Consider the following 26,703-nt stretch of genomic DNA (forward strand, 5'->3'; position numbering starts at 1 on the left):
CGATTTCCGTCGTTGCCCTGTCTTGTTTCACAGCTTGTTCCGCCTTGGGGATGTCATGTTCAAGTTCACGTCACGCAAACGCAATCGGCCGGGCTACACGCCCAGACGCGAGAAAACGTCGCGCGTCGTCCGCAACCCCAGGAGCGGGAAAGGGTCGGGCGACCGCGCGGCGGCCTGGCTTGACAAGGTGGACTGGGGGCGTCTGCGCATCAACGTGGTGGTTTGCATTTTTTGTCTGCTCTGGGTAGGGCTCTGGGGGCGGGCCTGGTATCTCCAGATGGTGGAGGGGCCGCGTCTGGCAGACAGGGCGCGCCGCCAGCACATGGCGTCAGAGCTGGTCAGCGGACGCCGGGGCATGATCTACGACCGCAACGGTCAGGTGCTGGCCCGCAGCGTCGAGGCGCGTTCCGTTTACGCCAAGCCGCGGGACGTGGAAGATTTTCTGGTCATGGCCAATACTCTGGGGCCGATTCTTGGCATTGAGCCACAGAAGCTTCATGACGAGCTTTCCAGAACCAGACGCCGCTTTGTCTGGCTCAGGCGCAAGGTGGACGATTATACCGCCGAAGCCGTGCGCAAGGCCGATATTCCCGGCATAGGCCTCTCCAAGGAGTATGACAGGGTCTATCCCTTCAAGCACATGGCCGGGCAACTGCTGGGTTTTGTGGGGCTGGACGACAAGGGGCTGGAAGGCATTGAGCGCTCTCTGGAGGCGCGGCTCGGCTGCATTCCCACTCGTCAGATAGTGCAGCGCGACGCCATGGGGCGCCGCTTTTACCTGCACGAGGAAGGGCAGGGCGAACCGAGCGGTCAGGATGTGACCCTGACCATCGACGTGCAGATGCAATTCATCGCCGAAGAGGCGGTGGCCCGCGCCGCGCGCGATTACGACGCCCGCTGGAGCGGCGCGCTGGTCGTGGATGTGCCCACGGGCGACATTCTCGCCTGGGCGCAATATCCCTTCTTTAATCCCAATGCCTATCGGGAATCGTCGCCCCTGATATACCGCAACCGTCTGGCCGCCGACGCGCTGGAACCCGGATCCACCTTCAAGCCGTTTGTAATGGCCGCCGCTCTGCAGGAGCGCAAGGTCACGCCCAATACGCTCATTAACTGTGAACAGGGCAAGTGGGTCAGCAAGAATTTCACCATTCGCGACACATCCAGTCGGGGAACATTGCCCGCCAGCAAGGTGCTGCGCTATTCCTCCAATATCGGCATGGCCAAGATCGGCCTGGCGCTGGGCGCGCCCGTGTTTCACAAGTATCTGCACGCGCTGGGCTTTGGCGAACGAACCAGCGTGCCTGTGGCCGAAAGCCGGGGTATTTTGCGCATCCCCCGCGACTGGAGTGAGGTGGATCTGATGTCCACCGCATTCGGGCAGAGCATTTCCGTCACGGGCCTGCAAATGGCCCAGGGCTATCTGACGCTGCTGAACCACGGCATCCGCAAGCCGCTGCGTCTGATCCGGGAAGCAGGCAATGTGGAAGAGCGGCATGAACGCATCTTCAGCGAGAAGACCGCGCGCGAAGTCATGGACATGATGCGTGACGTGGTGGAGGAGAGCGACGGCACGGGCAAACGCGCTCGCATCGCGGGCGTGGAGGTGGCCGGCAAAACCGGCACGGCCCAGAAGGCCGACCACCGCGCGGGCACTTACGGCAACAAGCGCCTGGCCTCTTTTGTGGGGTTTTTACCGGCGGACAATCCCCGTTATCTGATTCTGGTCATGGTGGACGAGCCTTCGCGCAACCAGTTCGGCGGCGTGGTGGCCGCGCCGGTATTCAGGGAAATCGCGGGCCGCACTCTTACTTATACCGGCATTTTTTCTGAAACAAGGGTGGCCGGCGCGACAGGCGGGCCGGGCGTCGCTCCGGCCTCGGGGCGGCAGCGCGGGCTCAAGCTGGCCGGTCTGGATGTGCCGTATCTGGCCCAAACCGCCGACGCGCCGCGCCGCTCGTCGGCCATGCAGCTTCCCGGCCATCTTGCCAAGGCGAGCAGCCGGGTGCCCGACGTCATGGGCAAATCCGTGCGCAACGCGGTGGAGCTGTTCGCCCGCGCGGGCGTTGTGCCGGAGCTGAAGGGCTCAGGCAGCCGGGTGGTGCGGCAGAGTCCGCCCGCCGGAGCCGCCTGGCCTCAGGAGGGCATGAGCGTGAACTATATTCTTTGGCTGTCGGAGAGGTAAACATGCAGCGGGATTTCGCGGCTCTGCTGGAGACATGCCGCCGGGGCGGCGTGGAGGTGCGGTCGGATTCGCGCGTCGTGTCGCGGGGCGACATTTTTGTGGCCGTGCCCGGCGTCAATGAGGACGGGGCGCGCTTTATCCCCGCCGCCGTGGCGGCCGGAGCCGCTGTTATCGTCTGCCGACCCGGCGGGCCGGAGGAAGGCGCCGTCCGTAACGCGGCGGGGGCCGGAGGATGCCGGGTGGTGCATCATGATGACCCGCGCGAGGCGCTCTGGCGGCTGGCCGAGGCCCGCTGGCGCACGGACGCCCTGCGCGTCAGGGTTTTGGGCGTTACCGGCACCAACGGCAAAACCACCAGCGCCTATCTGCTGGAGCGTCTGTTTGCCGAGGCCGGGCACAAGGTGGGCGTGCTGGGCACGGTGAGTTATCGCTGGCCGGGGCATTGCGAAACAGCGCCCCTGACCACGCCGGATCCTTTGAAAGTGCATTCCATGCTGGCCCGGATGGACGCGGCGGGGGTGGATGTGGCCGTGATGGAGGTTTCCTCCCATGCCATCGAGCAGCAGCGGGTCTGCGGCGTGCCCTTCGCTGGCGCGGCGTTCACCAATCTGACGCAGGATCATCTTGATTTTCACAAGAATATGGAGAGCTATTTCAAAACCAAGGCCAGGCTTTTTCTGGAGCTGCCCAGGACTGAAAAGGCCATGGCCGTCAATGCCGATGATCCCTGGGGCCGCCGCCTGCTGGAACTTTGCCCGCGCGCCCTGTCCTTTGGTCTGCAACAGGGGCCGCCCCGGCGGCGGCATCTGCGGGGCGAGCTGCTTTCCGCCGGAACCGGGGGCTGTCACCTTCGCATGCATCTGGAGGGCCGAACCTGGGAGCTGCGCTCGCCGCTGGTGGGCGCGTTCAACGCCTCCAATCTGCTGACAGCGCAGGCGCTGGCGCTGGAAAGCGGCATGGACCCGGAGCGGTTCGCGGCTTTGGAAGGTTTCACCGGCGTCTGCGGCAGGCTGGAACGCGTGACCAACCCTCAGGGCCTGAATGTCTTTGTGGATTACGCCCACACGCCGGATGCCCTGGTCAACGTGCTCAAGGCATTGCGCGGCGCCGGCTTCAAGCGGATCATCGCTGTTTTCGGCTGCGGCGGCAACCGTGACCGGGGCAAGCGCCCGCTTATGGGCGAGGCCGTGGCGCGCTATGCGGATGTTGCCGTGCTGACCTCGGACAATCCGCGCTTTGAAGAGCCGCAGGCCATTCTGCGTGATGTGCTGCCGGGCCTCAGGGGCGCGCGCGAAGTGCTGGTGGAGGTGGATCGCCGCGCGGCCACGGCCAAGGCCCTGGATATGCTGGACAAGGACGGGGCGCTTTTGATCGCCGGCAAAGGGCATGAGGATTACCAGATTATTCAGGGCGTCAAGCACCACTACAGCGATCAGGAAGTGGTGCGGGAGTTGCTGCATTGCGCCTGAGCACTTTGGAAATGGCGGCCCACCTGGGGCTGACGGGGGCGGCCTCTCCGCGCAGTGAGGCGCTGGCCTCCTGTGTGGTTACAGACAGCCGCGAGGCCCGCCCCGGCGCGCTCTTTGTCTGCGTGTCCGGCGAGCGGGCGGACGGTCACGATTTCGCGGCCAGCGCCGTGGCGCGGGGCGCTACGGTCGTGCTGGCCTCACGCCCTTTGCCTGATTTGGGCGCGCCGGTGCTTCTGGTGGAAGATACGGTTCGCGCTCTGGGGCGGCTGGCGTCGCTCTGGCGCGACAAAACCAGGGCCAGAGTGGTGTGCGTCACGGGCACGGCGGGCAAAACCACGCTCAAGGAAGCCCTGGCGCAGGTGTTGGCCGTGCGCGGCAAGACCGCGCGCACCGCCATGAACCACAATAATCAGATCGGCATGCCCTGCGCCGTGCTGAACACCGACGGGGATGAGGATTTCTGGGTCATGGAGGCCGGCATCAGTCATGCGGGCGACATGGACGACCTGGCCTCGGTGCTGCGGCCGGATATGGGCCTGATTCTCAATGTGGGGCCGGGCCACACCGAAGGGCTGGGCGACAGGGGCGTGGCCTGGCACAAAGCGCGTTTGCTGGCCTATCTGGCTGAGGGCGGCTGTGGTCTGGTCAGCGCCGACTACCCGGATTTGACGCGTGAGGCCGCGGCCTGGGGAGCAAAGCTGCATTTCTTCAGCGCCCTCGACCGGCAGACGCCCTATCGCGCCGCCTGGCTGGGAGACGAGGCCGCTCAGGCGAATCCGGACGGCGGCGCGGCGGCGCGCGGACGTTATCGGCTCTGGCTGGATGGCGAGACGCGCGATGTGCTCACGCCCTTTCAGGGTAAGTATGGGGCGGAGAACAGCATCGCCGCCGCAGCGGCCGCCCATCTGCTGGGCCTGAGCGCGGCGGAGATCGCCGAGGGACTCGCCAGGGCCCGTTTGCCGCTTCAGCGTTTTAACCGTTGCCGCCTGGGCCCGTGGGAAGTTATTGACGATACCTACAACGCCAATCCGCTGTCCATGCGCCGCATGCTGGACGCCGCGGCCGGGCAGGCGCGCGGCCGGGCTTTTGTGCCCGTGCTGGGCGAAATGGGAGAACTTGGGGCCGTGGCCGGCGACATGCACGAAAAACTGGGGCGGCATCTGGCTGATCTTGAACCGGCGGCCGTGTTCTGGAAGGGCGGACAGGCCGATGCCGTGCGTGCCGGGCTGAAGCGGGGAGGCTATGGCGGCCCCTGCTTGGGTGTGGACGGCCCTGAATCTTTCATGGCGGCATGGAACGAACTTGCGCGGAACGGCGGGCTGGAGGCGGAGCGCGGCGGCCTGGTGCTTTTCAAGGGCTCGCGCTTTAACCGTCTGGAAACATTGCTGGCGGCTTTTCGGGAAGGAAATGAGAATATGACGGAGACCGAAGCGCGGGAACGGGAAAAAGGGGACGGCGGGCATGTTTTATAATTTTCTGGCTCCGCTCGCATCGGAATGGACGCTGTTCAACGTCTTCCGCTACATTTCCTTCCGCTCCATGGCGGCCCTGATCACGGCTCTGGTGCTTTCCATCCTCATCGGGCCCCGTTTCATCGCCTGGCTGCGCCGCCTGAAATGCGGGCAGTACATTCACGAGGATGTGGCGGCGCACGCGGCCAAGGCGGGCACCCCGACCATGGGCGGGCTGCTGATGCTCTTCACGCTGGGCGTCAGTCTGCTGCTCTGGGCCGATCTGACCAACCCCCATATCTGGCAGACCTTTTTCGTTTTCGCGGGCTTCGGCGCCGTGGGATTGTGGGACGACCTTTCCAAACTGCGTCATCACAAAAACAGGGGCATTTCCGCCAGGGCCAAATTTGGCGGACAAATTCTGGTGGCTTTTATGGCCATGTGGCTGCTGGTTGACAATCCGTCATACAGCAGCAAGCTGATTATCCCCTTCATCAAGGAGTGGACCCCGGATCTGGGCTGGCTTTATCTTCCCTTCGGCATGTTTGTCATGGTGGCGGCATCCAATGCCGTGAATCTTACCGACGGTCTGGACGGTCTGGCCATCGGCCCTTCCATTGTGGCGTGCCTGGTCTTTTCCATTTTCATCTACATCACGGGCAACGCGCGTTTTGCCGCTTATCTGCTGGTGCCCTACATGCCGGGCGTGGGCGAGGTGACGGTTTTCTGCGCCGCGCTGGTGGGGGCGGGCCTGGGCTTTCTGTGGTTCAATGCCTACCCGGCCCAGGTCTTCATGGGCGATGTGGGTTCGCTCTCCATTGGCGGGGTGCTGGGTTATCTGGCTCTGCTCTGCAAGCAGGAGCTGGTTCTGGCGGTGGTGGGCGGCCTGTTCGTGGCCGAAACTTTGTCTGTAATCCTGCAGGTGGGCTACTTTCGCTGGACGGGCGGCAAGCGCATCTTCCGCATGGCGCCGCTGCACCACCATTTTGAGCTCAAGGGCGTGCCGGAATCCAAGATCATTATCCGCTTCTGGATCACGTCCATTTTGCTGGGGCTGGTGGCGCTATCGGTTCTGAAACTGCGCTAGCATACTGAGGGAGCTGTCATGGCGCTGGAAAAAATGCGCGGCAGGCGCATACAGGCTGGTGAACCGGCGGTGGTCGTGGGGGCCGGGCGTTCCGGGCTGGCCGCGGCACGGCTGCTGAGCCGTGAGGGGGCGCGGGTGCGCCTGCTGGATAGCAATGCCGCCGCGCTGTCGCCGGATCAGAAGGCGGCGTTGCGCAAGCTGGGGGTGGACGTGCAACTGGGCGAACACAGGCCGGAACAGTTTGAGCACGCGGCCTTTGTGGTGCCCAGCCCCGGCATGCCCGCCGCGAAGCTGGCCCAATATCTGGGCGGCACGAGCGGCGGCGCGCCTGAAGTGCTGGCCGAAATGGAGCTGGCCTGGCGCTGCCTTGACGACGAGCCCGTGCTGGCCGTCACCGGCACCAGCGGCAAGACCACCACAGCTTCTCTGGCCGCCGCCATGCTTCAGGCGCAGGGCTATACCGTCTTTCTGGGCGGCAATATAGGCACACCGCTTTCGGAGTATGTGCTTTCGGAGCGCAAGGCGGATGTGCTGGTGCTGGAGGTCTCCAGCTTTCAGTTGCAGACCTGCTCCACCTTCTGTCCGCGCGCGGGCGTGCTGCTGAATATCACGCCCAACCATCTGGATTACCACAAGGACATGGCCGAGTACACGGAAGCCAAGTTCCGTCTGTTCCGCTGTCAGGATGAAGGCGATCTGGCCGTTTTGGGCGCGGATCTGAAGGAACTAGCTCGCGGTTTCAATCTCAGGGGCCGTCAGATCTGGGTGCAGGAGAGCGGGCGTTTTCCCAAAAGCCGCCTTTTGGGAGCGCACAACAGATTCAATGAGGAGGCGGCCTGGCAGGCGTGCCGCTTTTTCGGCGTCAGCGAGGCCAATGCCGCCCGGGCTGTGGCCCGCTTCGCGCCTCTGCCGCACCGGCTGGAAGTGGTGCGGGAGCACGGGGGCGTGCTGTACGTCAATGATTCCAAATGCACCACGGTTTCTTCCCTTGAGGTGGCCTTGCAGGCGTTTGACCGCCCTTTGCGGCTGCTCTGCGGCGGCAAGTTCAAGGGCGGCGACCTGGCGGCTCTGGGGGGGCTGCTGCGCGAGCGGGTCAGGGAAGTGGCGCTGTTTGGAGCAAGCCGGGAACATTTTGAAACAGCCTGGCAGGGCCTCGTGCCGCTGCACTGGCATGCGACCCTGGAAGAAGCCGTGCGCGCGTTGGCCGCGTCCGCCACAAGCGGGGATGTGGTGCTGCTGGCTCCGGCCACATCCAGTTTTGATCTTTATGCCGGCTATATGGCCCGTGGCGACGATTTCAAACGTATTGTGAGCAGACTGGCATGAAAAATTCCTTTACCAATCCCCCCCAGGGCAAAAGCCGCAGCGCCTTTGCCAGAGCGATTGACAAAGCCCCGTCCGCGCCGTTTGACTGGTGGCTGTTCACCATCATGCTGGTCATTCTGGCCGTGGGCCTGGTTATGGTGCTCTCGGCCAGCGGCATTGTGGCCGAACGGGTCAACGGCGACAAATATTACTTTTTCAAGCGCCAGCTGCTCTTTGCCGTGATCGGCGGCGCGGCCCTCTGGGCCGCGGCCCTGCTGCCGCGGCAATGGCTGTACAGGTTGCAGTATCCGGCTCTGTTCTTTTCACTGTTGTTGCTGCTGATCACCCTGTCGCCCTTTGCGCCTGCCATCAACGGCGCCAAACGCTGGATTCCGCTGGGGCCTGTTTCCATTCAGCCCATGGAGTTCGTGAAAATCGCTCTGGCCCTGTATCTGGCCTATTTCATGAGTTCCAAGCAGGATTTGATCAAAACATTCAGCCGGGGCGTCATTCCGCCTTTCGCGGTGACCGGCCTGTTTTGTTTTCTGCTTCTCTTGCAGCCGGACTTCGGCAGCGCCGTGGTGCTGGCGGGCATTCTCTTTTTCATGTGCGTGGCCGGGGGCACCCGTTTCATTTATCTTTTCTTTTCCCTGGCGCTGGCCTGCGCCGGCGCCATGGCCCTGGCCATCGCCTCCCCTTACCGCCTGCGCCGCCTGCTGGCTTTTCTGGATCCCTTTCAGGATGCCAACAATACGGGCTATCAACTGGTGCAATCGCTGCTGGCTATCGGTTCGGGCAGCTTTTTCGGCGTGGGCGTGGGCGCCAGCAAACAGAAGATGTTCTACCTGCCCGAAGCGCACAACGACTTCATCATGGCCGTGCTGGCCGAAGAAATGGGCTTTGTGGGCATGACCGCGGTCATGGTTCTCTTTGCCCTGCTGTTCTGGCGCTGCTACAGGATAATCATGGGGCAGCGCAATCTGCGTGACCGCTTCACTGCCTTCGGCATCACAACCATTCTGGCGATGGGCTCGGTGATGAATTTGGCCGTGGTCATGGGCGTGGCCCCGCCCAAGGGCGTGCCCATGCCGCTGATGAGTTACGGCGGCAGCAATCTGCTGGCCACCATGCTTTGCGTGGGCCTGCTCCTGAACTTTTCAAGGACGGCGGATTCGTGGATAAAATCCTCCTGACCACCGGCGGCACCGGTGGGCATATCTTTCCGGCCCTGGCTGTGGCCGAGGAACTCCGGCGAAGAAAACCGGCCATCAAACTCTTGTTCGCGGGTTCGCTCTACGGGCCGGAGCGGCGCCTTGCCGCGCGGGCGGGCATTCCCTTTGTCGGCCTGCCGGTGCGCGGCTTTCTGGGGCGCGGGCTGCGGGCCGTGAGCGCGGGCGCGCGCATGGGGCTGGCGGTCTGCAAGGCGCTGGGCGTGGTGCGCCGCTTCCGGCCTGACGCCGTGGCCGGTTTTGGCGGGTATGCGGCTTTTGCGCCCATGCTGGCGGCGCGTCTGCTGGGCGTGCCCGGCATCCTGCACGAGCAGAATGCCGTAGCCGGAACCAGTAATCGCCTGCTGGCCCGGCTGGCGCGGAAGGTCTGTCTGTCCCTGCCGGATACGCGAGGCTTTGCGCCGGAAAAATGCGTGCTTACCGGCAATCCGGTACGTCGGGCGGTGAGCGAGGCGGGCCGTCTGCCCCGACGGCGGGAGACGCGGCGACTGCTGGTGCTCGGCGGTTCGCAGGGCGCGCGGGCTTTGAATGTCTTTCTGCCCGAAATTTTGCCCGCGCTGCGGCAAGCCGGGGTGGAAATACGCCACCAGAGCGGTTCCAGGGATGAGGAAAGCACGCGCGCGGCCTACGAACGCGCCGGCTACGCCCCGGACTGCGTGACGGCCTTCATTGACGACATGGCCGGGGCCTATGCCTGGGCGGATATGGCGCTCTGCCGCGCCGGGGCCAGCACCGTGGCCGAGCTTTGCGCCGCCGGGCTGCCCGCCGTGCTGGTGCCTTTTCCCCATGCCGTTCATGATCATCAGACCCGCAATGCGCAGGTTCTGGAAAAGACGGGCGCGGCCGTGCTGGTGCCGGAAAGATGCTTGCGCGAGAAGAATCTGGGGCGCATGCTGTCTGACATGCTGAACGACAGCGAGGGCCGGGCGCGCATGTCCGCCGCCGCTCTGGCGGCGTCCCGGCCGGACGCCGCCGCGCGCGTGGCCGAGGCGCTGGCCGAAGCGGCCGCCGGGCGGGGGTAGCGTCGCCGCCGCGTCGGAAGTGTTGCGAGGGCGGAGCCATCTCCGTAAAATATCTAGACATTTTCTAAAGGCTCGGGCATGAACAATAAAATCCGGCATATTCACATGGTGGGCATCGGCGGCGCGGGCATGAGCGGCATTGCCGAGGTTTTGCTGAATCAGGGCTATGAGATTTCCGGTTCGGATATCAGTGATTCGGCGGTGGTTCGGCATCTGCGAAGCCTGGGCGCGCGCGTGGCCGTGGGGCATGCCGCTGAAAACGTGGGCGATGTGCAGGTGCTTGTCAAATCCACGGCCATCAGCGACGACAACCCGGAGCTGGCGGAAGCCCGCCGCCGGAACATCGCCATCATTCCCCGCGCCGAAATGCTGGCCGAGCTCATGCGCCTGCGCCAGGGCGTCGCCATTGCGGGCACCCACGGCAAAACCACCACCACTTCGCTGACCGCTTCCATCTTCGACACCGCCGGGCTGGACCCCACGGTCATCATCGGCGGTCGCCTCAATGTTTACGGCGCCAACGCCCATCTGGGGCACGGCAAGTATCTCATTGCCGAGGCCGACGAATCCGACGGTTCCTTTCTCTGTCTGCTGCCCATCATCAATGTGGTCACCAATGTGGATGAAGACCACCTGGATTACTACGGAAATCGTGACGGCATTGACGCGGCTTTTGTGCAGTTCATGAACAATGTGCCCTTTTACGGCATCAATGTGGTTTGCGGCGATGACCCCGGCGTGCGCGCCCTTTTGCCGCGAGTCAAGCGACCGGTGCTGACTTACGGTTTTGCGGAAGACTGTCATTTGCGCGCCGTGCCGCTGGAAAGCGGCATACGCAGCCGTTTCGAGGTGTGGCGCGGGGATGAGAAGCTGGGCGAGGCAAGCCTGCCCCAGCCGGGCCGTCATAATATTCTCAATGCCCTGGCGGCCATTGGCGCGGCCATGGCCGCAGACATCAGCTTCGCGCGCTGCGCCGAAGGTCTTGACGGCTTCAGCGGAGTGGGGCGGCGCTTTGAATTCAAGGGCGAAAAGGACGGCGTGACCGTGGTGGACGACTATGGTCACCACCCGGCGGAAATTGCCGCCACTCTGGCCACGGCGCGGCAGGTTTTCCCCGGCAGGCGCATTGTGGCGGCTTTTCAGCCGCACCGCTTCAGCCGCACGCAGGCCCATTTCGGCGAATTTTGCAAGGTATTCGACCATGTGGACATGGTGCTGCTGACTGAAATTTACGCCGCGTCCGAAAAGCCCATCCCCGGCGTTTCCGGGCAGAGCCTGGCCCAGGGGGTGCGGCAGGTTTCCGCCACGCCGGTTTACTATTATCAGACTCTGGACGCCATGAGTCAGGCTTTGCCGAAGCTGTTGCGGGCAGGCGACGTGCTGCTGACCCTGGGCGCCGGCTCCATCACCCGCCTGGGCCCGCTCTGGCTGGAGGGGCGCGATCATGCGTGAAATTCCGCGTCCCAGCCTGGCGGAGCGAACCACGCTGCGTCTGGGCGGCACAGCCATTGCCGAGCTGGTTCTGGATGATGTGGCGGATCTAGCGGCTTTGCCCGGGCGATTGCGCGCCCTGGGCGGCAGCCCGCTGATTCTCGGAGCGGGCAGCAACATTCTGGCCCGCGATGGGGCTCTGCCTCTGGTGCTTGTACGCCCGCGTTTCATGCAGGGGCCGGATGTCGTCGGCGAAAAGGACGGCAAGGTTCTGGTGCGGGTTGGCGCGGGGGTTCCCTTGCCGCGTCTTTTGCGCTTTTGCGCCGCGCGCGCGTTGAGCGGGCTGGAAGGGCTGGTGGGCATACCCGGCAGCGTGGGGGGGGCCGTGGCTATGAACGCCGGGTCCTTTGGCGCGGAAACATGCAAAAATATAGAATTGATTCAGATATTTAACGGTGAAACGACAAGGGGATTCACTGTTGACGCACTGCAATATGGTTATCGCACGCTTTCAATCCCGGAAGAAAAAAAAGGATTTATGGTAGTTGAAGCCACTTTTGGCTTGACCGAAAGCGCGAGGGATGGCATCTCTAAACGCATGCGTCACAACTTTTTTGAGAAAAAGTCTAAACAACCCGTGACGGCCTGGAGCGCGGGATGCGCGTTCAAAAATCCCGCGCCGGATATGCCCGCCGGAAGGCTTCTGGAACAGGCGGGATACAAGGGAAAGAAGCTGGGCGGCATGGCCTTTTCAACCTTGCACGCTAATTTTTTGATCAATGAGGGCGGGGGCAGTGCGGATGCGGCTCTGGCCCTGCTGCGCGAAGCCCGGGAGGCTGTGCTGCAACGGTTCGGCTTTGCGCTGGAGCCGGAGGTCAGGATAGTGCCGTGCCTTTCGCGCTGAAAAGAAGCAGCCGCAAGGCCCGCAACGCCTACACGAAGGAAAAGCATGCGACGTCAGGAGCGCGTTCGCTTCCTTCAATTCGTCTGCCGAGGTTTCTCGGCTGGATGTTCGGTCGGCTCACGCGTTTGGGCAGTCTGAAAAGCCTTGCGGCGCTGGCTGTCCTTCTGCTGACGGTCGCGCTGGCGCTGGCCGGCGTGTGCGCGGCATCGCTCTGGCTTTATAATGAGGCGGTCACCAGCGAATTTTTTACCACCAGGCATGTGGATGTGACCGGCAATGTGCGCCTTTCGCGCGAGATGGTGCTGCAATACGGCGGCATTAAAGAAGGTGACAACAGCCTGGCGGTAAGCATCGCCGGGGTGGAGCGGAACCTGCGCCAGACCCCCTGGGTGGAAGAGGTTTCGGTCAAGCGCCTGCTGCCCGACAGGTTTGTGATCAGACTGAAGGAGCGCATGCCCTCCTTCTGGGTGCACAAGGACGGCGTACTGTACTACGCCAATGAGCGCGGCGACATCATCGCGCCGGTGGAAAGCAGAAATTTTCTCTCTTTGCCCACCTTGCGCATTGAGGCCGGCGCTGAGGACGCCACGCAATACCTCGCGCGACTGCTGAAGGACATGCAGAGCGGCGTGCTGCCGGTGGAGGCCGGGGCCATAGCCGCCGTGACCGTGAGCCCCGGCAGGGGGGTTGAAATTTATCTGGAAGACCGGGAAATGCGCCTTTCCATCGCCACTGACGACTGGAACGGCAATCTCGCACGGATGAGCGTGACGCTGGGAGACCTGGCGCGGCGGCACGAGCTGAAGAACGCGCGCGAAGTATGCGCCGTCAACGGCAATGTCTGGGTCATACTTAATCAGTCCGCGCAAAACTGAGCCGGCGCGTGACGGGCGTGTCGTGAGGAGAAGGCAATGAATAAGTCCGAGCTCATCGTAGGTCTTGACATCGGCACCACAAAGATTTGCGCCGTGGTCGGCGAGCTTTCGGAGTCGGGTCTTGTGGATGTGGTGGGCATCGGCACAAGCGTTTCCACCGGCCTGCGCAAAGGCGTGGTTGTCAATATCGAACAGACCGTGCAATCCATCCGCAAGGCTGTGGAAGACGCGGAGCTCATGGCCGGCTGCGAGATTCACTCCGTCTATGTGGGCATTGCGGGCAGCCACATCATGGGCATCAACAGTCACGGCGTCATTGCCGTCAAGGGCGGCGAAGTGGCGCAACGCGACATTGAGCGCGCCCTGGACGCGGCGCGCGCCGTGGCCATCCCCGCCGACCGCGAGGTGATCCACATTCTGCCCCAGGAATATATTGTGGACAACCAGCGCGGCATCGCCGACCCCCTGGGCATGGCCGGGGTGCGTCTGGAGGTGAAGGTGCACATCGTCACCGGGGCCGTGTCGTCAGCGCAGAACATTGTGCGCTCCTGCCACCGCAGCCAGCTGGAAGTGTCGGATATCGCCCTGGAGTCTCTGGCCTCGGCCAAGGCCGTGCTCACCGAGGAAGAGCGCGAAATCGGCGTGGCCCTGGTGGATCTGGGCGGCGGCACCACTGATATCGCAGTCTTCGCCAACGACGCCATCAAGCATACCGCCGTGCTGGCCCTGGGCGGGCAAAACCTTTCCAACGACATCGCCTTTGGCCTGCGCACGCCCATCGCCTCGGCGGAAAAGATAAAAATCAAGTACGGCTGCGCTCTTGCCGACATGGTGCGGCATGACGAATTTATCGAGGTGCCCAGCGTGGGCGGGCGCGAGCCGCGCCGTCTTTCGCGTCAGGTGCTGGCTGAAATCTGCGAGCCGCGCATGGAGGAAATTCTCTACCTTGTGGATCAGACGCTGGTGCGTTCCGGCTACAAGGACATGATTGGCGCGGGCGTGGTGCTGACCGGCGGCACGGCCCTGATGGAAGGCTGCCAGGAACTGGGCGAACAAATTTTCAACCTGCCCACGCGCATCGGCTATCCGCGCAATGTGGGCGGTCTTAAAGATGTGGTCAACAGCCCCAAGTTTTCAACGGCTGTGGGTTTGTTGCGCTACGGGGCGGAAAAAGAAATGTCCGGTCAAAAAAAGTTCACCACGCGCAGCGAGTCCGGCGTTTTTGACGGCGTGCTCGCGCGCATGAAAAAATGGTTTGCGGATATTTCATAAATCTCAAGCGGGCATCTGGGGACAGCAAAAACAGGAGAGGACCATGGCTCAGTCAATCGTTGACGATATCGACACTTCGTTGGCCGGCGCCGCCAAAATCAAGGTCATCGGCGTGGGCGGAGGCGGCGGCAATGCCGTGAAAAACATGATCGATTCCGGTTTGCAGGGCGTGCAGTTCGTCTGCGCCAATACCGATCTGCAGGCATTGAATAAAAACACCGCCCCCTTCAAGGTGCAGCTGGGTGAAAAGCTCACCAAGGGGCTCGGCGCCGGGGCCAACCCCTCCATTGGGCGCGAGGCCGCCGTCGAAAGCGTGAACGCCATCCGGGAGGCCATCGGGGATGCTGATATGGTTTTCGTCACCGCGGGCATGGGCGGCGGCACGGGTACGGGCGCGGCCCCTGTGGTGGCCCAGGCCGCTAAAGAGATGGGCGCGCTGACCGTGGGCGTGGTCACCAAACCCTTCAGCTTTGAAGGCGTCAAGCGCAAGCGCGCGGCCGAAGCCGGTCTGGAAGAGTTCAAACAGCATGTGGACTGCCTGATCACCATTCCCAATGACCGTTTGCTGGCCTTTGCGCCCAAGAAGGCGCCGTTTTCCGAAATGCTGCAAAAGGCCAATGACGTGCTTTATTACGCCGTCAAAGGCATTTCCGACGTGATTGTGGGCGACGGCCTGATCAATCTTGACTTTGCCGATGTGCGCACCACCATGTCCGAAGCGGGCCTTGCCCTCATGGGCACGGGCATGGCTTCGGGCGAAAATCGCGCCCGTGAGGCCGCCCAGCGCGCCATCATGAGCCCGCTGCTGGAAGATGTCTCTCTGGAGAGCGCCAAGGCGGTGTTGTACAACATCACCGCGCCCATGGACATCACAGCCGAGGAAATTGCCGAAATCGGCGACATCATCGGCGACGCCACGCCTGAGGACGCCAATATTATTTTCGGCGTGGTTTTTGATGAAAATATCGGTGATGAAATTCGCCTGACGGTCATCGCCACCGGCATTGAATCGCCCCAGGCGGTGCAGCCCGCGCCGGCTCCCGTTGCCTCGGTGACCAATTTTCGCCAGCCCGGCCCGGATGCCGTCATGGCCGAACCGCGCCGTCGCCAGGCTGGCCGCCCGCAGCAGGGCAATTTGGCGCAGGAGCCGCGGGATGAAGCGGAAATGCGGCTGCCCCGCGCCACCCGCCGCGCGGAAGTGGAGCGCTGGTATGACGAAAAGAGCAACCGTCCGCCGTATCTGCTCAAGCGCGAGGCGCTGGGCCAGGGCCTGCGCCGCCCCCATGCCCCGGGTCAGGATGATTTCACCTATGACGAGGATGATTTTGAAATTCCGACTTTTATCCGAACCCAGGCAGATTAGCGTCCACTTGCACAAGTAGACACTACAAAACCCGCAAAATTCTTCGCGGAATTCCGCGCGGAATTTTTGCGATTAGACTCCAGGATGCCTGGCTTCTGGCGCGTCGGCATCTGAAAGCGCTTTTAGCGCAAACAACGAGGCGGCGCGGGCTTTCCGCGCGGCGGTTCTGACAAAGCCGCACGCCCCAGCGCCGACGGCCCTTGGCGCAAAAGAAATCCACAATTTTCAGGGCTTGCCTCTTCGGCCCTGAAATGCCCGCCGGGAGCCCCATTGGGGGGCTCCCAGTGCGCGGCGAAAGCCTTCAGACCCGCCCGTGAAGCTTTTGGCGGAACGGATTTTTGTTTCAGGCTTCACGCCTGCCGTCATTGTTCGTTGCTGCCGACCATTGGCGTCATGTCAGCGGGGCAACAACAGCGTCATCCACGAGGAGTTGCGCATGGCTTTTTTTGCCGCCCGTGATGCCGAAACCTCTCTTGCCTGCCCCCGCTGCGGCGCGCGGCTGCATATCAGCCGCAGTTGCCATGAAGTTCATATGCGCTGCCCAGGCTGCAAGGCGCAATTCCCGCTCAAGGAGTTCATCAGTCAGGCGGATGAGGCCATGGAGCGTTTTCTCGAAAATGTTTACTGCGACAGAATTTAGGCGCTGCCGGCCTTGCTGAAAAGCCGCCAAAACGCGAAAAGCGCGCTTGCCGGCGGATGTCGCCGTTTTTATTTCAGAACGCTCCGCCCGGCGGCCATGCCGCTGGCCCAGGCCCAGTGCAGGTTATAGCCGCCCAGCAGACCGGTCACATCCAGCAATTCCCCGATAATGTGAAGGTTGGGCCGGAGCAGGCTGCGCATGGTTTGCGGGTCGATTTCGCAAGCATCCACACCCCCGGAGCAGACTTCGGCTTTTTTCAGGCCCGCGACGCCGCTGGGGGTCAGAATGCGGGCCTGCACGGCGGCGGCAATTTGGCGGCGCGCGTTTCGGGACAGCTCGGCAATTTTGCGGCGGGCAAGCGTGGCGGGCAACAGGGCGTCCGCCAGGCGCTGGGGCAAATGGCGGGACAGGAGGGTTCGCGCGGTCTGGCGCCCCGCCTGGGGAGCGTCCAGCAGGGTTTCCACATTTCGGCCGGGCAGAAAGTCCACACGCAGCTCCGCGCCCTCGCGCCAGAACAGCGAGGCTTTGAGCGCCGCCGGACCGCTCAGCCCTTCGTGGGTAAAAAGCAGATCGTCCTCCCAAATACGCCGCGTGCCCTTTTCGCGGTTCATGTGAGGCAGGCTGATGCGCACCGGCAGACTGACGCCGGCAAGCTCCAGCAGGGCCGCGTCAGCGGCGTCATCCGAGGCCAGGCGCAGGGGCGCAAGCGCCGGACGCGGCGGAATGACCGTATGCCCCAGACTTTGGGCCAACCGATAGCCCATGCCGCTGCCGCCGGCCTGCGGCCAGGCCGGGCTGCCCAGGGCCAGAATCAGGGCTTTGCCGCGCCAGCGTGTGCCGCCGGCTTGCACATGAAAAAGTTCGCCGTCGCTGCTTACGCCGTTTGCGCTGATATTGCACAGCAGACGGCATCCGCGTTCACGGCAGTCGCGCGTCAGGGCCTGAACCAGACGTTGCGCCGGAACCGTCAGAAACAGTTGGCCGTGCGCGCGCTCCTCTATGGGCAGATTCCAGGCTCGCATCAGGCGCAGCATGTCTTCCGGCCTGAAAGACGCCAAGGCCGGGCCGCAGAACTCCTGACCGTGTCGGCAGTAATAATCCTGCGGGCTGACAGCGCGGTTGGTGAAGTTTGCCCTGCCGCCGCCGCTGAGAGCCAGCTTGCGGCCCGGCGCGGCAGCCCGCTCCAGCAGCAGCACGCGCAGGCCGCGACCGGCGGCCTCACGCGCGCAAAACAGCCCGGAAGCCCCGGCGCCCAGTATGATCACATCCGCTTTCGCGGGCGCATCCGTCCGCTGCCCGGGCCCGGCACTTGACAGCTTTTTCCGACGCGCGCCACCAGTATGAACTGCGCACATTCTGCAAGCCTACACGAGAGCTTTGCCCATGCCAATACTTTCATCCGGCTATACCGCCCCGCCGTGGCTCGCCAACGGCCATCTGAACACCATCTGGCCTGTGCTTTTTCGCCCCTGGCCCGCTTTGCCCGCCGGCCTGCGGCGCATTCGCATTGACACCCCGGACGGCGACTTTCTGGATCTGGACATGCATCCGTGCGCCCTGAAAAGGCCGCGCGGTCTGGCCATTCTCTCGCACGGGCTGGAGGGCAACAGCCGCCGCAAGTATATTCTGGGCCTGGCGCGGGCGCTGGCGGCACAGGGTTTTCAGGTTCTGGCCTGGAATATGCGTTCCTGTTCCGGTGAGGCCAACCGCACAGACCGCCTCTATCACATGGGTGAAATCGGCGACCTGGGCGCGGTGATCCGCTACGCGGAGTCTTTTGATTTGCCCATATTGCTGGCTGGCTTCAGCATGGGCGGCAATCAGATATGCCGCTATCTGGCCCGGGGGCCGGTTTCGCGGCTGGTGCGCGCGGCCGTGGCCGTGTCTGTGCCCTGTGATTTGGCGAGCGCGGCTCCGGTTATGGACGGGCCGTCCTGCCGGTTGTACATGGCCTATTTTTTGCGCACCTTGCGTCGCAAGGTGCGGGAAAAGGCGGCCCGCTTTCCGCGCTATCCCTCGCTGGACGGCCTGGAGCGCATCCGTACCTTCGCGGAATTTGACGAGCGCTTCACCGCCCCTGTCTATGGCTTTGCCTCGGCGCGTGACTACTGGCAGAAAAACAGCGTCCTGTCTGATCTGCCAGCCATTCAGCTTCCCCTGTATCTGTTGATGGCCGCTGACGATCCCTTCTGTTCCCCGCGCTGCTACCCGTGGGAGTCGGCGCGAAGCAATGCCCGCCTGTGGCTGGAGGTGACTCCGCACGGCGGGCATGTGGGTTTTGTGCAGCGGGGTTCACTTTACTACAGCGAACAACGGGCCGTGGAATTTATTGGTGAAATCTGGGAATAACGCTGCCAATGCTTTCGGGATGGCGGCGTCTTCCCGCGGCGGGCTGACAGGGGCTGGCGGCACTGGACATGTTTTTTCCCTTTCTTTCCTTTTGCCAGTCAGTTCTCCGCCCGCGTGTGCTTTTTGTTCAGGTGTGAATCGAGCAGGCGATACAGCGCCGCCACGTCAATGGGTTTGGCTATGTGCCCGTTCATGCCCGCCGCCACAGCGGCGGCCACGTCTTCGCTGAAGGCGTTGGCCGTCATGGCAAGAATGGGGATGGAAGCAGCATCGGGATGCGCCGAAGCGCGGATGGTTCGCGTGGCCTCATAGCCATCCATGACCGGCATCTGCACATCCATCAGAATAATATCATAATAGCCGCTTTTCGAGTTTGCAAAAAGATTTACCGCTTCTGATCCATCCTCGGCGCATTCGACCGTCGCCCCGGTCATTTCAAGAAATTCCTGGGCAATTTCGCGGTTGAATTCATTGTCTTCCGCCAGCAGCATGCGCTTTCCCGTAAAGTTGTACTGCTGATGCGCGGCGTTTTCGGGTTTTTTCTCCTCCGATGCGGAATCCTCTGTTTTTCTTTTGGCATTCGTGGCTTTTCTTGTCAGTGAGGTGAGCGTATTGTAAAGGTTGGAAGCAAAAAAGGGCTTGGCGATGAATCCGTTCGCGCCGATGGCGCGGGCCTCGTCTTCAATGCTGCTCCAGTCATATGCGCTGATAATGACGATAAGCGTTTCCGGCCCGACGTCACCGCGGATGCGGCGGACGGTTTCCATGCCGTCCATGTCCGGCATTTTCCAGTCTATGAAGCAAACGTCGTAGTCATCGCCACTGGCGTGCGATTCCTGCACAAGTTTCACGGCCTCCGCGCCGCTGAGCGTCCATTTGGTGCGAAGGCCCATTTTATCCAGCAAGAGGGCGGCGTGTTCGCAGGTATCGTGGTCATCATCCACCACGAGCACCTTGAGCGGATCCAGCGCGCCCTTGCTTTTTTCCATCTGCTGCTCGTTCAGGCCAAAGGGAAGTTCAACGGTAAATTCGGTTCCCTTGCCTTCCTCGCTTTTCACAAATATGGCGCCGCCCAGCAAAGACACAAGATTTTTGGTAATGGCCATGCCGAGCCCCGTGCCGCCGTATTTTGACGTAGTTGATGCGGCCTGTTCAAAAGGAGTATACAGCCTTTTTATGAACTCCTGGCTCATGCCAATGCCCGTATCGCGGATAATGAAGCGAAACCGCACATTGTTGTTCGTTTGGCTGATCTGATGCACCTCCAGTCGTATGGAGCCTCCGGCCGGGGTGAATTTAAGCGCATTGGACAGGATATTGATAAGTATCTGGTTAAGCCTCAGGGCATCACCAAGCAGTTCCTCCGCGTCAACCCTGACCAGAGCCACCTCAAAATTCAGTTCGCGTTTCTCCGCCTGCGGCTGAATAAGATTGATGACCCCTTACAGGGAGGCTTGAAAATTGAAAGGCTCATGCGCAATGGTGAGCTTGCCGCCTTCAATTTTGGATATGTCCAGCACATCGTTGATGAGGCCGAGCAGATGCCGAGAAGACAGCGATATCTTGGTGAGGCAATCCTCCATGCGGGCCCGGTCATCAAGCCGGGTCAGGGCAATGGTCGTCATGCCGATGATGGCGTTCATCGGCGTGCGGATTTCATGCGACATGTGAGCGAGAAAATGGCTTTTGGCGGTGCTTGCATTGCGGGCATTCTCAAGGGCGTCGCTCAAAGCCTGCCGATAGGCAAACTCCTTCGTTTGATCGGACAGAACGGTAATGCGCTGGTTCAGAACGCCATTCAGAAAGATAGGGTACACCCGGATATTACAGCGGCGTTCCTCCTTGCCAAGCATGACTTCCCGTTCCTGCATGTCGGTGGAGGTATTTTCAAAAACCTTATCCAGCCACTCGCGGTCCTTGTCTGTCAGAAGAGAATACAACTTGCTGCAGTCATGAAGAAATGCCTCAGTTGGCACGCCTATGACACGCTCGCTGTTTGAGCTTACATACTCAAATGTCTTGTCTTTGGATGAAATAAAAAATACTTCGTCAATGTTTGTTGTAAGCATATTAAGAAGCCTTTCGCGGTAGGCGCTTTCTTTATGCTTCTCCCACTCAAGATTGCGCAAATAGCGGATAGAATATATAATGATGATTCCTATAAGAAGCGTGGCAATGATGGATAGTTCTCTCAGTTCCTCCATCTGTTTCAGGATTTCATCACTGCGGTGTGTGGCGTTCTTGCTCAAGTTGGTCAGCAGGCTGTCAAATTTCTCAAAATAGGGGAGAACTTCACGAATATAGTATGTATTGATGTATTCGAAATTCGAATTGCCCAGAAGCTCGTTAACCATAACTCGTCGGGCTTGCCACAAATCAAGCATGCTTTTTTTCAGATCAGCCAGTTCTTTCTCGTTCCCCCGAAATTTGAGAGAAATTATCTCCAGCGACGCTTCCTGCATGCTTTTCTGTTTTTGCAGAATTTCGTCAATCTCGGCCGCTGTGATGCCGGGTGTGGCAAGCAGGGTGGGCAGAGAGGTTCGCATGCCATAGAGAAGGTTTTTCATTTCCTCCGCTTTACGCGTGACTGTATAGGGATATTCATAGAGCTTATTTGTCGATTCTCCCAATTTGTACATAGAGGAGCAAATAAACAGAATATAAAAAACGGAAACAATATAGAGTATAATTTGCCATCTTGGTTTTTTGACAAAGAAAGAACTCTGCGTCTTGGCATAGTCTTTAGATGAATTGTTAGTCGTGGATGGCATTTTGGGGTTTCTCATATATTATTGTTGATGGGATATGCAATAGAGTCGATATGTTGATGCGCCATTTTTTCGCCTTCCATGCTATGCCCGGATTACATTGCAAAGATTTTCATAGCTGCTGGCTATCTCTGGCATCATATCGACGGCCTCTTTCCATTCACCGGCGCGAATATGACTTTCTTGCAGAATGACAAGCTTCTGCATGGCCGCGCATCCTATGGAGCCGCACACGCTTTTCAGCGTATGCGCCGCTCTGCCCGCCGTCTCCCAATCGCTTGCGGCCAGCGAATCCCGCAACAGGGCATAGCTTTTTTCGTTGAGAAACTTCTGCAGATAGCGCTCAAGCATGGCTTCATTCCCCATAAAGCGTTCAAGCGCCTCGTCCACCATAATGCCGCCCGCCTCAAGCCGCATTTTTTTTGCCTGATCCATGGTTGTCTCCTTATTTTTTATTCCGACCTGTTGTCATAGAGACTGCGAAGCCTGGGTTCAATTTCCTGAAAAGACGTCAATATTTGGGGATTGAAAACGCCGCATTCGCCGCCGACAATCATGCCAAGCGACACTTCAAAACTGAACGCTTTCTTGTAGCAGCGCGGGCTGACCAGGGCGTCATACACGTCTGCGATGGAGACGATTTGCGCCCATAAGGGAATATCGTCGCCCTTGAGTCCCTCCGGGTAACCGCGTCCGTCCCATCTTTCGTGATGATATTTGGCAATATCATAGGCATATGAAAAAAAAGGCAATTCCTTCATTTGCGGAATTTTCTCCAGAAGTTGCCCCCCCTCCGTCGTATGCGTTTTCATAACCTCAAATTCTTCGGGGGTAAGCCGGCCCCGCTTGTTCAGGATGGCGTCGGGAATGGAAATTTTCCCCACATCGTGCATGACGGCGGCCAAAGAAATATGCTCGATTTCCTCTGTGGAAAAATTGTTGCCCAGTGGGGAGCTTTCAAGAAACAGCTTGGTTATGTCATGTATTTTTCTGATATGCGCGCCAGATTCGCCGCTGCGAAATTCAATGGCGGTCGAAAGTGATTCTATCATCCCCATAGTCAGATGCAGAATTTTTTTGCCTGTTTCAGCAGTTGATTCTGTTGATGATCCACAACATTGGAAAGGCGTTTTCGTGATGCAAAAAATTCAATGACCGAGTTCACACGTCGCTGCACAATATATGAAGAAAAAGGCTTGCTGATAACATCCATCACGCCGAGTTCATATGCCTGTTTGATAATATGTACGTCTGTTTCTCCTGTAATAAGAAAGACAGGAATATTATTGACGACGCCGTCTTCGCTGAGTTTCTTCAATGCCTCAATACCGCCCATCACAGGCATGATCACATCCAGAAGAACAGCGCAGATTTGCTGCCCGTATTTCTGTATTTTCTCGAGGCATTCTTTTCCGTTTTCAGCTGGTTCAACAGAATAATCCGCAGTAAAAATATTGCCAAGGATATCACGATTTATTTCATCATCGTCAACAATAAGAATTATATTGGGCGTAGCTTTTTCATGTATGGAATTTTCGATTGTTTCTATCAAGCTGGGCAGGTATTTCATTTTATTGTCACGCAGTTGCAGTTATTGGGGAAGGAGCGCGCAAATCAGCGGCCTGGCGTGAGGAAGCGATATCGCGTGTGTGCCGAAAATAATTTTATATATGAAAAATCAACAGTTAGTCAATATTGTCATGAGAGTAAAATTTCTGACCCCATGCGCCTGTCGCATCTTTATTTGGTTTTCATACTATGCTAGTATGTTATATGCTGGATTGTCATTGCCGTCATGCGCGGCATATCGAAAGCGTCAAAAAGCGCGGACGCAGGGCGGGCGTCATTCGTCGGCGAAACCTCTCAGTTTGTCTGCTTCTCGGAGAATGTCCTGTTCTGGAATGATTTGTGAAAATCTTCTTGACTTTGAAATTCATTTTCAATAAAAATCAAGGAACAACGTCAGCGGGAACGGCTTTTCCGCCATGGGGTCAGCGGAAAAGCCACAACCAGGAGAAAAATCATGTGCGTTACCTTGATTGGCGGTATGGACAGGTTGAAGCCCGAATACATGGCGGCGGCCAGAGAGGGCGGGCACAGTCTCAAATGCATCAGCCGCAATGAGCGTAATTTTGTTGAAAAAATCGGCAATCCTGATGCGGTGATCGTATTTACCAACAAGATTTCCCACGAGGCCAAACGCAAGGCCATGCAGCTTGCGCGTGCGCGCAATATCCCCATCCGCATGGTTCATTCCTGCGGTGTATCGTCTTTACGCGAGTGCCTGCGCTCATCATGATCGCTTGACATTTCAGGGACGACTGGTTATTTGGCACAGGAAATGAATTTCATTTTACCATGATCCGTCAGTGGGGTCATATCAGGGTGGCGGATTGCGGGCGGCTGGACATGCCTGACGTCCGACACGCCGAAGAGGAGGATTGGGCATGAGTGCGGTGAGGCAGTTCAAGTCGGCGCAAAATGCGCGGGAAAATTCGCGCGCGGCGGTGCGCATTGCGCTGGCGGGCAATCCAAACTGCGGCAAGACCACGGTCTTTAACGGCTATACCGGGGCCCGCCAGCATGTGGGCAATTATCCCGGCGTCACGGTGGACAGAAAAGAGGGCGGCATTGTTTTCGGCGGTGAGCCCGTGACGCTGGTGGACCTGCCCGGTTCCTACAGTCTGACCGCTTATTCCCAGGAAGAACTGGTGGCCCGGCGTGAACTCGCGGGCAACAACGTGCAGGCCGTCATTGACGTGGTGGATGCCTCCGCGCTGGAACGCAATCTGCTGCTGACCGTGCAAATGCTGGAAATGGGCATGCCCGTGGTGCTGGCCTGCAACATGATGGACGAGGCCAGGGAGGCGGGCATTCATATTGATATGGAACGGCTGGGCCATTTGCTCGGCATTCCGGTGCTGCCCATGGTGGCCCGCACGGGCGAGGGCCTGCAAAAGGCGATGCAAACGGCGCTTGAGCTGGCCCGCGAGGGCAAGCGGGAACCGTTGCGCCTCTCCTACGGCTCTGATCTCGATGCCCTGATTGCCGCTCTGGAGAAGAAAATCAGCGGCGGGGGCATGCTGGCGCGGCGTTATCATCCGCACTGGGTGGCCCTCAAGCTTGTGGAGGGCGATGAAGAAATCCGTTCCGAAGCCGCCGCTGACAATGCGTCTTTGGCGGCAGAGCTGGAGGAACTGTGCAGAAAAACCACAGCCCATGTGCGCGGCACGCTCAACGCCAGCATGGAATCCGTCATTACCGACCATCGGTACGGCTATATCCACAGCCTGCTGCGTGACGGCATCATCCGGCAGGATCCGGGCAAGGATCGTCTGGCTCTTTCCGACAAGCTGGACAAGGTGCTCACCAATACCTTTCTGGGGCCGCTGATCATGCTGGGCGTGCTGTACCTCATCTATCAGATTACCTTTGAGGTGGGCGCGTATCCCCAAGGATGGGTGGAGGACGCGTTTGCCTGGCTGGGCGACTTCTGCACCGACGTCATGCCCGAAGGGCTGGCCCAGTCTCTGGTGGTGGATGGCATTATTGCCGGCGTGGGCGGGGTGGTCAGCTTCGTGCCCCTGATCATGATCATGTTCGCCCTGATCTCATTTTTGGAAGACAGCGGCTATATGGCCCGCATGGCCTATATGATGGACCGGATTTTCCGCTTCTTCGGCCTGCATGGCGCTTCTGTGATGCCCTATGTGGTTTCCGGCGGCATCGCGGGCGGTTGCGCCATCCCCGGCGCCATGGCCACACGCACCCTGCGCAGCCCCAAGGAAAAGCTCGCGACCCTGCTGACCCTGCCGTACATGACCTGCGGGGCCAAGCTGCCGGTCTTTCTGTTGCTGGCCGGAGCCTTTTTTCCGGAAAACGCGGCCACGGTCATGTTTCTGATCATGATCGCCGGCTGGGTGGCGGCCCTGGTGGTGGCGCGCCTGTTGCGCTCGTCCATCGTCAAGGGCGAAGCCACGCCCTTTGTCATGGAGCTGCCGCCCTACCGCATGCCTACCCTGTTCAGCGTGCTGCTGCATTGCTGGGAGCGCGCCTGGATGTATCTGAAAAAGGCCGGGACCGTGCTTCTGGCCATTTCGGTGATAATCTGGGCCGCGATGACCTTTCCCTCCCTGCCTGAAGACGCCGCCGCTCCGTATGAACAGAAAATCGAACAGATAGAGACGCGCCTCAGCGCCCTCCCTGAAGGCGCGGCGGAGCGCGAGGCATTGGAGGAAGAACTGGCGGGCGTGCGTGACCAGCTTGGCGAGGAGGAACTGGCTTACTCCGCGGCCGGGCGCCTCGGCAGACTTGTTGAGCCCGTAACCAGGCCCGCCGGTTTTGACTGGCGCACGGATATTGCCCTGCTGGCCGGCATAGCCGCCAAGGAAGCCGTGGTGGCCACCATGGGCACCGCCTATGCGCTGGGTGAGCAGGATCCTGAAGACGCAGCCCCCCTGGCCGAGCGCCTCAAGGGGGACGCCGCCTGGTCCAAGGCCACGGCGCTGTCGCTGATGCTTTTCGTGCTGCTCTATTCCCCCTGCTTCGTTGCTCTGGTGGTCATCCGGCAGGAGGCGGGAAGCTGGGGATGGCTGGTCTTCAGCATAGTGTTCAATACGGCGCTGGCCTATGCGGTGGCTGTGACGGCCTATCAGGTGGGCAGGGCTGTCTGGGGATAAAACGGCAAGATAGCCCGTTCCCGCCGGAACGCGACCGTGATGAGAGCCCGCGCCGCCCGCCTTGACAAAGGTTGTGCGGCGCGGGCATTATTGGGATTGTACTCTGGCCCCGTCAGCCCGACGACATGGCCGGCATAACCTGTTGCTTCCGGCGTGTCCGGGTGCGGGAGGGCATATGGCTACTCGAACCGGAGCCTGTCTGCTGGTCCTGCTCGTTTCCCTCTGCTTCTGCACCGGCGCGCACGCCTGGGACGCCTATGTGGTGCGGGTGGAAGACGGCAACACCATTTCGGTCTGTGAACGGCCGGACAGGGATGAACCCTCTGTCATCCTTCGTTTTTATGGCATTGACGCCCCGTCGCAGAGGCAGCCTTTCGGTCGCGAAGCGCGGGATTTTCTGCTCCGTCTGATGCCGAAAGGCACGAAAGTGAGCGTGGACAGTGTGGGCGCGGACGACCAGCTCACCATGAACGCGCTGGTGCAGGTAGCCGGAAAATCCGTCAACTACCAGCTTTTGATTGAGGGCCTGGCCTGGGTGAACCGTTTGACATGCAAGGCCATGTTCTGCCGCCGCTGGTACATTCAGGAACATCAGGCCGTTGTGAACCGGCGCGGCCTGTGGGGACTGAATATGAGCACGCCGCCCTGGCAGTGGAGCCGATGACCGGCGGCGG

The 26,703-nt window shown here is 60.5% G+C and carries 23 protein-coding genes; 17 read left to right on the top strand and 6 right to left on the bottom strand.

Features of this window, described 5'->3' with window-relative positions:
* The first annotated feature begins 55 nt into the window (after nt 1–55).
* The 13 genes from ACQRA4_RS05360 (at nt 56) to ACQRA4_RS05420 (ending at nt 16,233) form a co-directional block, all read left to right on the top strand.
* Complete coding sequence (locus ACQRA4_RS05360) at nt 56–2,185, top strand: penicillin-binding transpeptidase domain-containing protein (RefSeq protein WP_427822061.1); 2,130 nt, start codon at nt 56–58, stop codon at nt 2,183–2,185.
* 2 nt (nt 2,186–2,187) lie between these two features.
* The gene (locus ACQRA4_RS05365; protein WP_427822062.1) at nt 2,188–3,654 is read left to right on the top strand and encodes a UDP-N-acetylmuramoyl-L-alanyl-D-glutamate--2,6-diaminopimelate ligase; all 1,467 of its coding nucleotides are present in this window, start codon (nt 2,188–2,190) and stop codon (nt 3,652–3,654) included.
* Nucleotides 3,645–5,126: a UDP-N-acetylmuramoyl-tripeptide--D-alanyl-D-alanine ligase gene (locus ACQRA4_RS05370; RefSeq protein WP_427822063.1), complete on the top strand. Its 1,482-nt coding sequence runs from the start codon at nt 3,645–3,647 to the stop codon at nt 5,124–5,126. Before ACQRA4_RS05365 ends, ACQRA4_RS05370 begins: the two co-directional genes overlap by 10 nt.
* Nucleotides 5,116–6,192, top strand: a complete 1,077-nt coding sequence (mraY, locus tag ACQRA4_RS05375) for a phospho-N-acetylmuramoyl-pentapeptide-transferase (RefSeq protein ID WP_427822064.1) — start codon at nt 5,116–5,118, stop codon at nt 6,190–6,192. The genes ACQRA4_RS05370 and mraY overlap by 11 nt, the downstream gene beginning before the upstream one ends.
* An 18-nt stretch (nt 6,193–6,210) precedes the next feature.
* Nucleotides 6,211–7,518, top strand: a complete 1,308-nt coding sequence (gene murD, locus ACQRA4_RS05380) for a UDP-N-acetylmuramoyl-L-alanine--D-glutamate ligase (RefSeq protein ID WP_427822065.1) — start codon at nt 6,211–6,213, stop codon at nt 7,516–7,518.
* A complete protein-coding gene (ftsW, locus tag ACQRA4_RS05385) occupies nt 7,515–8,690 on the top strand; it encodes a putative lipid II flippase FtsW (RefSeq protein WP_427822066.1) in 1,176 nt (391 codons plus the stop codon). Before murD ends, ftsW begins: the two co-directional genes overlap by 4 nt.
* Nucleotides 8,672–9,748, top strand: a complete 1,077-nt coding sequence (gene murG, locus ACQRA4_RS05390) for an undecaprenyldiphospho-muramoylpentapeptide beta-N-acetylglucosaminyltransferase (protein ID WP_427822067.1) — start codon at nt 8,672–8,674, stop codon at nt 9,746–9,748. The genes ftsW and murG overlap by 19 nt, the downstream gene beginning before the upstream one ends.
* 78 nt (nt 9,749–9,826) lie before the next feature.
* A complete protein-coding gene (murC, locus tag ACQRA4_RS05395) occupies nt 9,827–11,200 on the top strand; it encodes a UDP-N-acetylmuramate--L-alanine ligase (RefSeq protein ID WP_427822068.1) in 1,374 nt (457 codons plus the stop codon).
* Nucleotides 11,190–12,083 (top strand): UDP-N-acetylmuramate dehydrogenase, encoded by an 894-nt coding sequence (gene murB / locus ACQRA4_RS05400; protein ID WP_427822138.1) that lies wholly within the window; start codon nt 11,190–11,192, stop codon nt 12,081–12,083. Before murC ends, murB begins: the two co-directional genes overlap by 11 nt.
* Nucleotides 12,068–12,958, top strand: coding sequence for a cell division protein FtsQ/DivIB (locus tag ACQRA4_RS05405; protein WP_427822069.1), 891 nt, complete (start codon nt 12,068–12,070; stop codon nt 12,956–12,958). The genes murB and ACQRA4_RS05405 overlap by 16 nt, the downstream gene beginning before the upstream one ends.
* Before the next feature lie 36 nt (nt 12,959–12,994).
* Nucleotides 12,995–14,230, top strand: a complete 1,236-nt coding sequence (gene ftsA / locus ACQRA4_RS05410) for a cell division protein FtsA (protein WP_427822070.1) — start codon at nt 12,995–12,997, stop codon at nt 14,228–14,230.
* 43 nt (nt 14,231–14,273) lie between these two features.
* Complete coding sequence (ftsZ, locus tag ACQRA4_RS05415) at nt 14,274–15,593, top strand: cell division protein FtsZ (RefSeq protein WP_427822071.1); 1,320 nt, start codon at nt 14,274–14,276, stop codon at nt 15,591–15,593.
* Nucleotides 15,594–16,029: 436 nt separating this feature from the next.
* Nucleotides 16,030–16,233, top strand: coding sequence for a dual CXXC motif small (seleno)protein (locus tag ACQRA4_RS05420; protein WP_427822072.1), 204 nt, complete (start codon nt 16,030–16,032; stop codon nt 16,231–16,233).
* Between the two features lie 68 nt (nt 16,234–16,301).
* Here the strand turns inward: ACQRA4_RS05420 and ACQRA4_RS05425 are convergent, their stop codons facing one another.
* Nucleotides 16,302–17,498 (bottom strand): NAD(P)/FAD-dependent oxidoreductase, encoded by a 1,197-nt coding sequence (locus ACQRA4_RS05425; protein ID WP_427822073.1) that lies wholly within the window; start codon nt 17,496–17,498, stop codon nt 16,302–16,304.
* A gap of 118 nt (nt 17,499–17,616) precedes the next feature.
* Here ACQRA4_RS05425 and ACQRA4_RS05430 point away from each other — a divergent pair, with 118 nt between their 5' ends.
* On the top strand, nt 17,617–18,582 hold the full coding sequence (locus tag ACQRA4_RS05430) for a YheT family hydrolase (protein WP_427822074.1): 966 nt from the start codon (nt 17,617–17,619) through the stop codon (nt 18,580–18,582).
* A gap of 98 nt (nt 18,583–18,680) precedes the next feature.
* Here ACQRA4_RS05430 and ACQRA4_RS05435 read toward each other — a convergent pair whose 3' ends face one another.
* The 5 genes from ACQRA4_RS05435 to ACQRA4_RS05455 all read right to left on the bottom strand — a co-directional run bounded on the left by ACQRA4_RS05435 (nt 18,681) and on the right by ACQRA4_RS05455 (nt 22,920).
* A complete protein-coding gene (locus ACQRA4_RS05435; RefSeq protein ID WP_427822075.1) occupies nt 18,681–19,970 on the bottom strand; it encodes a response regulator in 1,290 nt (429 codons plus the stop codon).
* A 54-nt stretch (nt 19,971–20,024) separates the two neighbouring features.
* Nucleotides 20,025–21,149, bottom strand: coding sequence for a sensor histidine kinase (locus ACQRA4_RS05440; protein ID WP_427822076.1), 1,125 nt, complete (start codon nt 21,147–21,149; stop codon nt 20,025–20,027).
* Nucleotides 21,150–21,434: 285 nt separating this feature from the next.
* Entirely contained in the window at nt 21,435–21,785 is a 351-nt protein-coding gene (locus ACQRA4_RS05445; RefSeq protein ID WP_427822077.1) for an Hpt domain-containing protein, read from the bottom strand.
* A gap of 17 nt (nt 21,786–21,802) precedes the next feature.
* The gene (locus tag ACQRA4_RS05450; RefSeq protein WP_427822078.1) at nt 21,803–22,402 is read right to left on the bottom strand and encodes an HD-GYP domain-containing protein; all 600 of its coding nucleotides are present in this window, start codon (nt 22,400–22,402) and stop codon (nt 21,803–21,805) included.
* Nucleotides 22,403–22,410: 8 nt separating this feature from the next.
* Complete coding sequence (locus ACQRA4_RS05455; RefSeq protein WP_427822079.1) at nt 22,411–22,920, bottom strand: response regulator; 510 nt, start codon at nt 22,918–22,920, stop codon at nt 22,411–22,413.
* Nucleotides 22,921–23,373: 453 nt separating this feature from the next.
* On the opposite strand from ACQRA4_RS05455, the gene ACQRA4_RS05460 reads away from it, so the two are divergent.
* From ACQRA4_RS05460 to ACQRA4_RS05470, 3 genes are all read left to right on the top strand, one after another.
* Nucleotides 23,374–23,649 carry a DUF2325 domain-containing protein gene (locus ACQRA4_RS05460; RefSeq protein WP_427822080.1) on the top strand — a complete coding sequence of 92 codons (276 nt, stop codon included), beginning with the start codon at nt 23,374–23,376 and terminating at the stop codon, nt 23,647–23,649.
* A gap of 148 nt (nt 23,650–23,797) precedes the next feature.
* Nucleotides 23,798–26,029 carry a ferrous iron transport protein B gene (gene feoB / locus ACQRA4_RS05465; protein WP_427822081.1) on the top strand — a complete coding sequence of 744 codons (2,232 nt, stop codon included), beginning with the start codon at nt 23,798–23,800 and terminating at the stop codon, nt 26,027–26,029.
* 175 nt (nt 26,030–26,204) lie between these two features.
* Nucleotides 26,205–26,693 carry a thermonuclease family protein gene (locus ACQRA4_RS05470; protein WP_427822082.1) on the top strand — a complete coding sequence of 163 codons (489 nt, stop codon included), beginning with the start codon at nt 26,205–26,207 and terminating at the stop codon, nt 26,691–26,693.
* The last annotated feature ends 10 nt before the right edge of the window (nt 26,694–26,703 follow it).

Origin of the sequence: Desulfovibrio sp. SGI.169 (genome assembly GCF_050313595.1) — a bacterium.
Taxonomy (GTDB): Bacteria; Desulfobacterota; Desulfovibrionia; order Desulfovibrionales; family Desulfovibrionaceae; genus Desulfovibrio.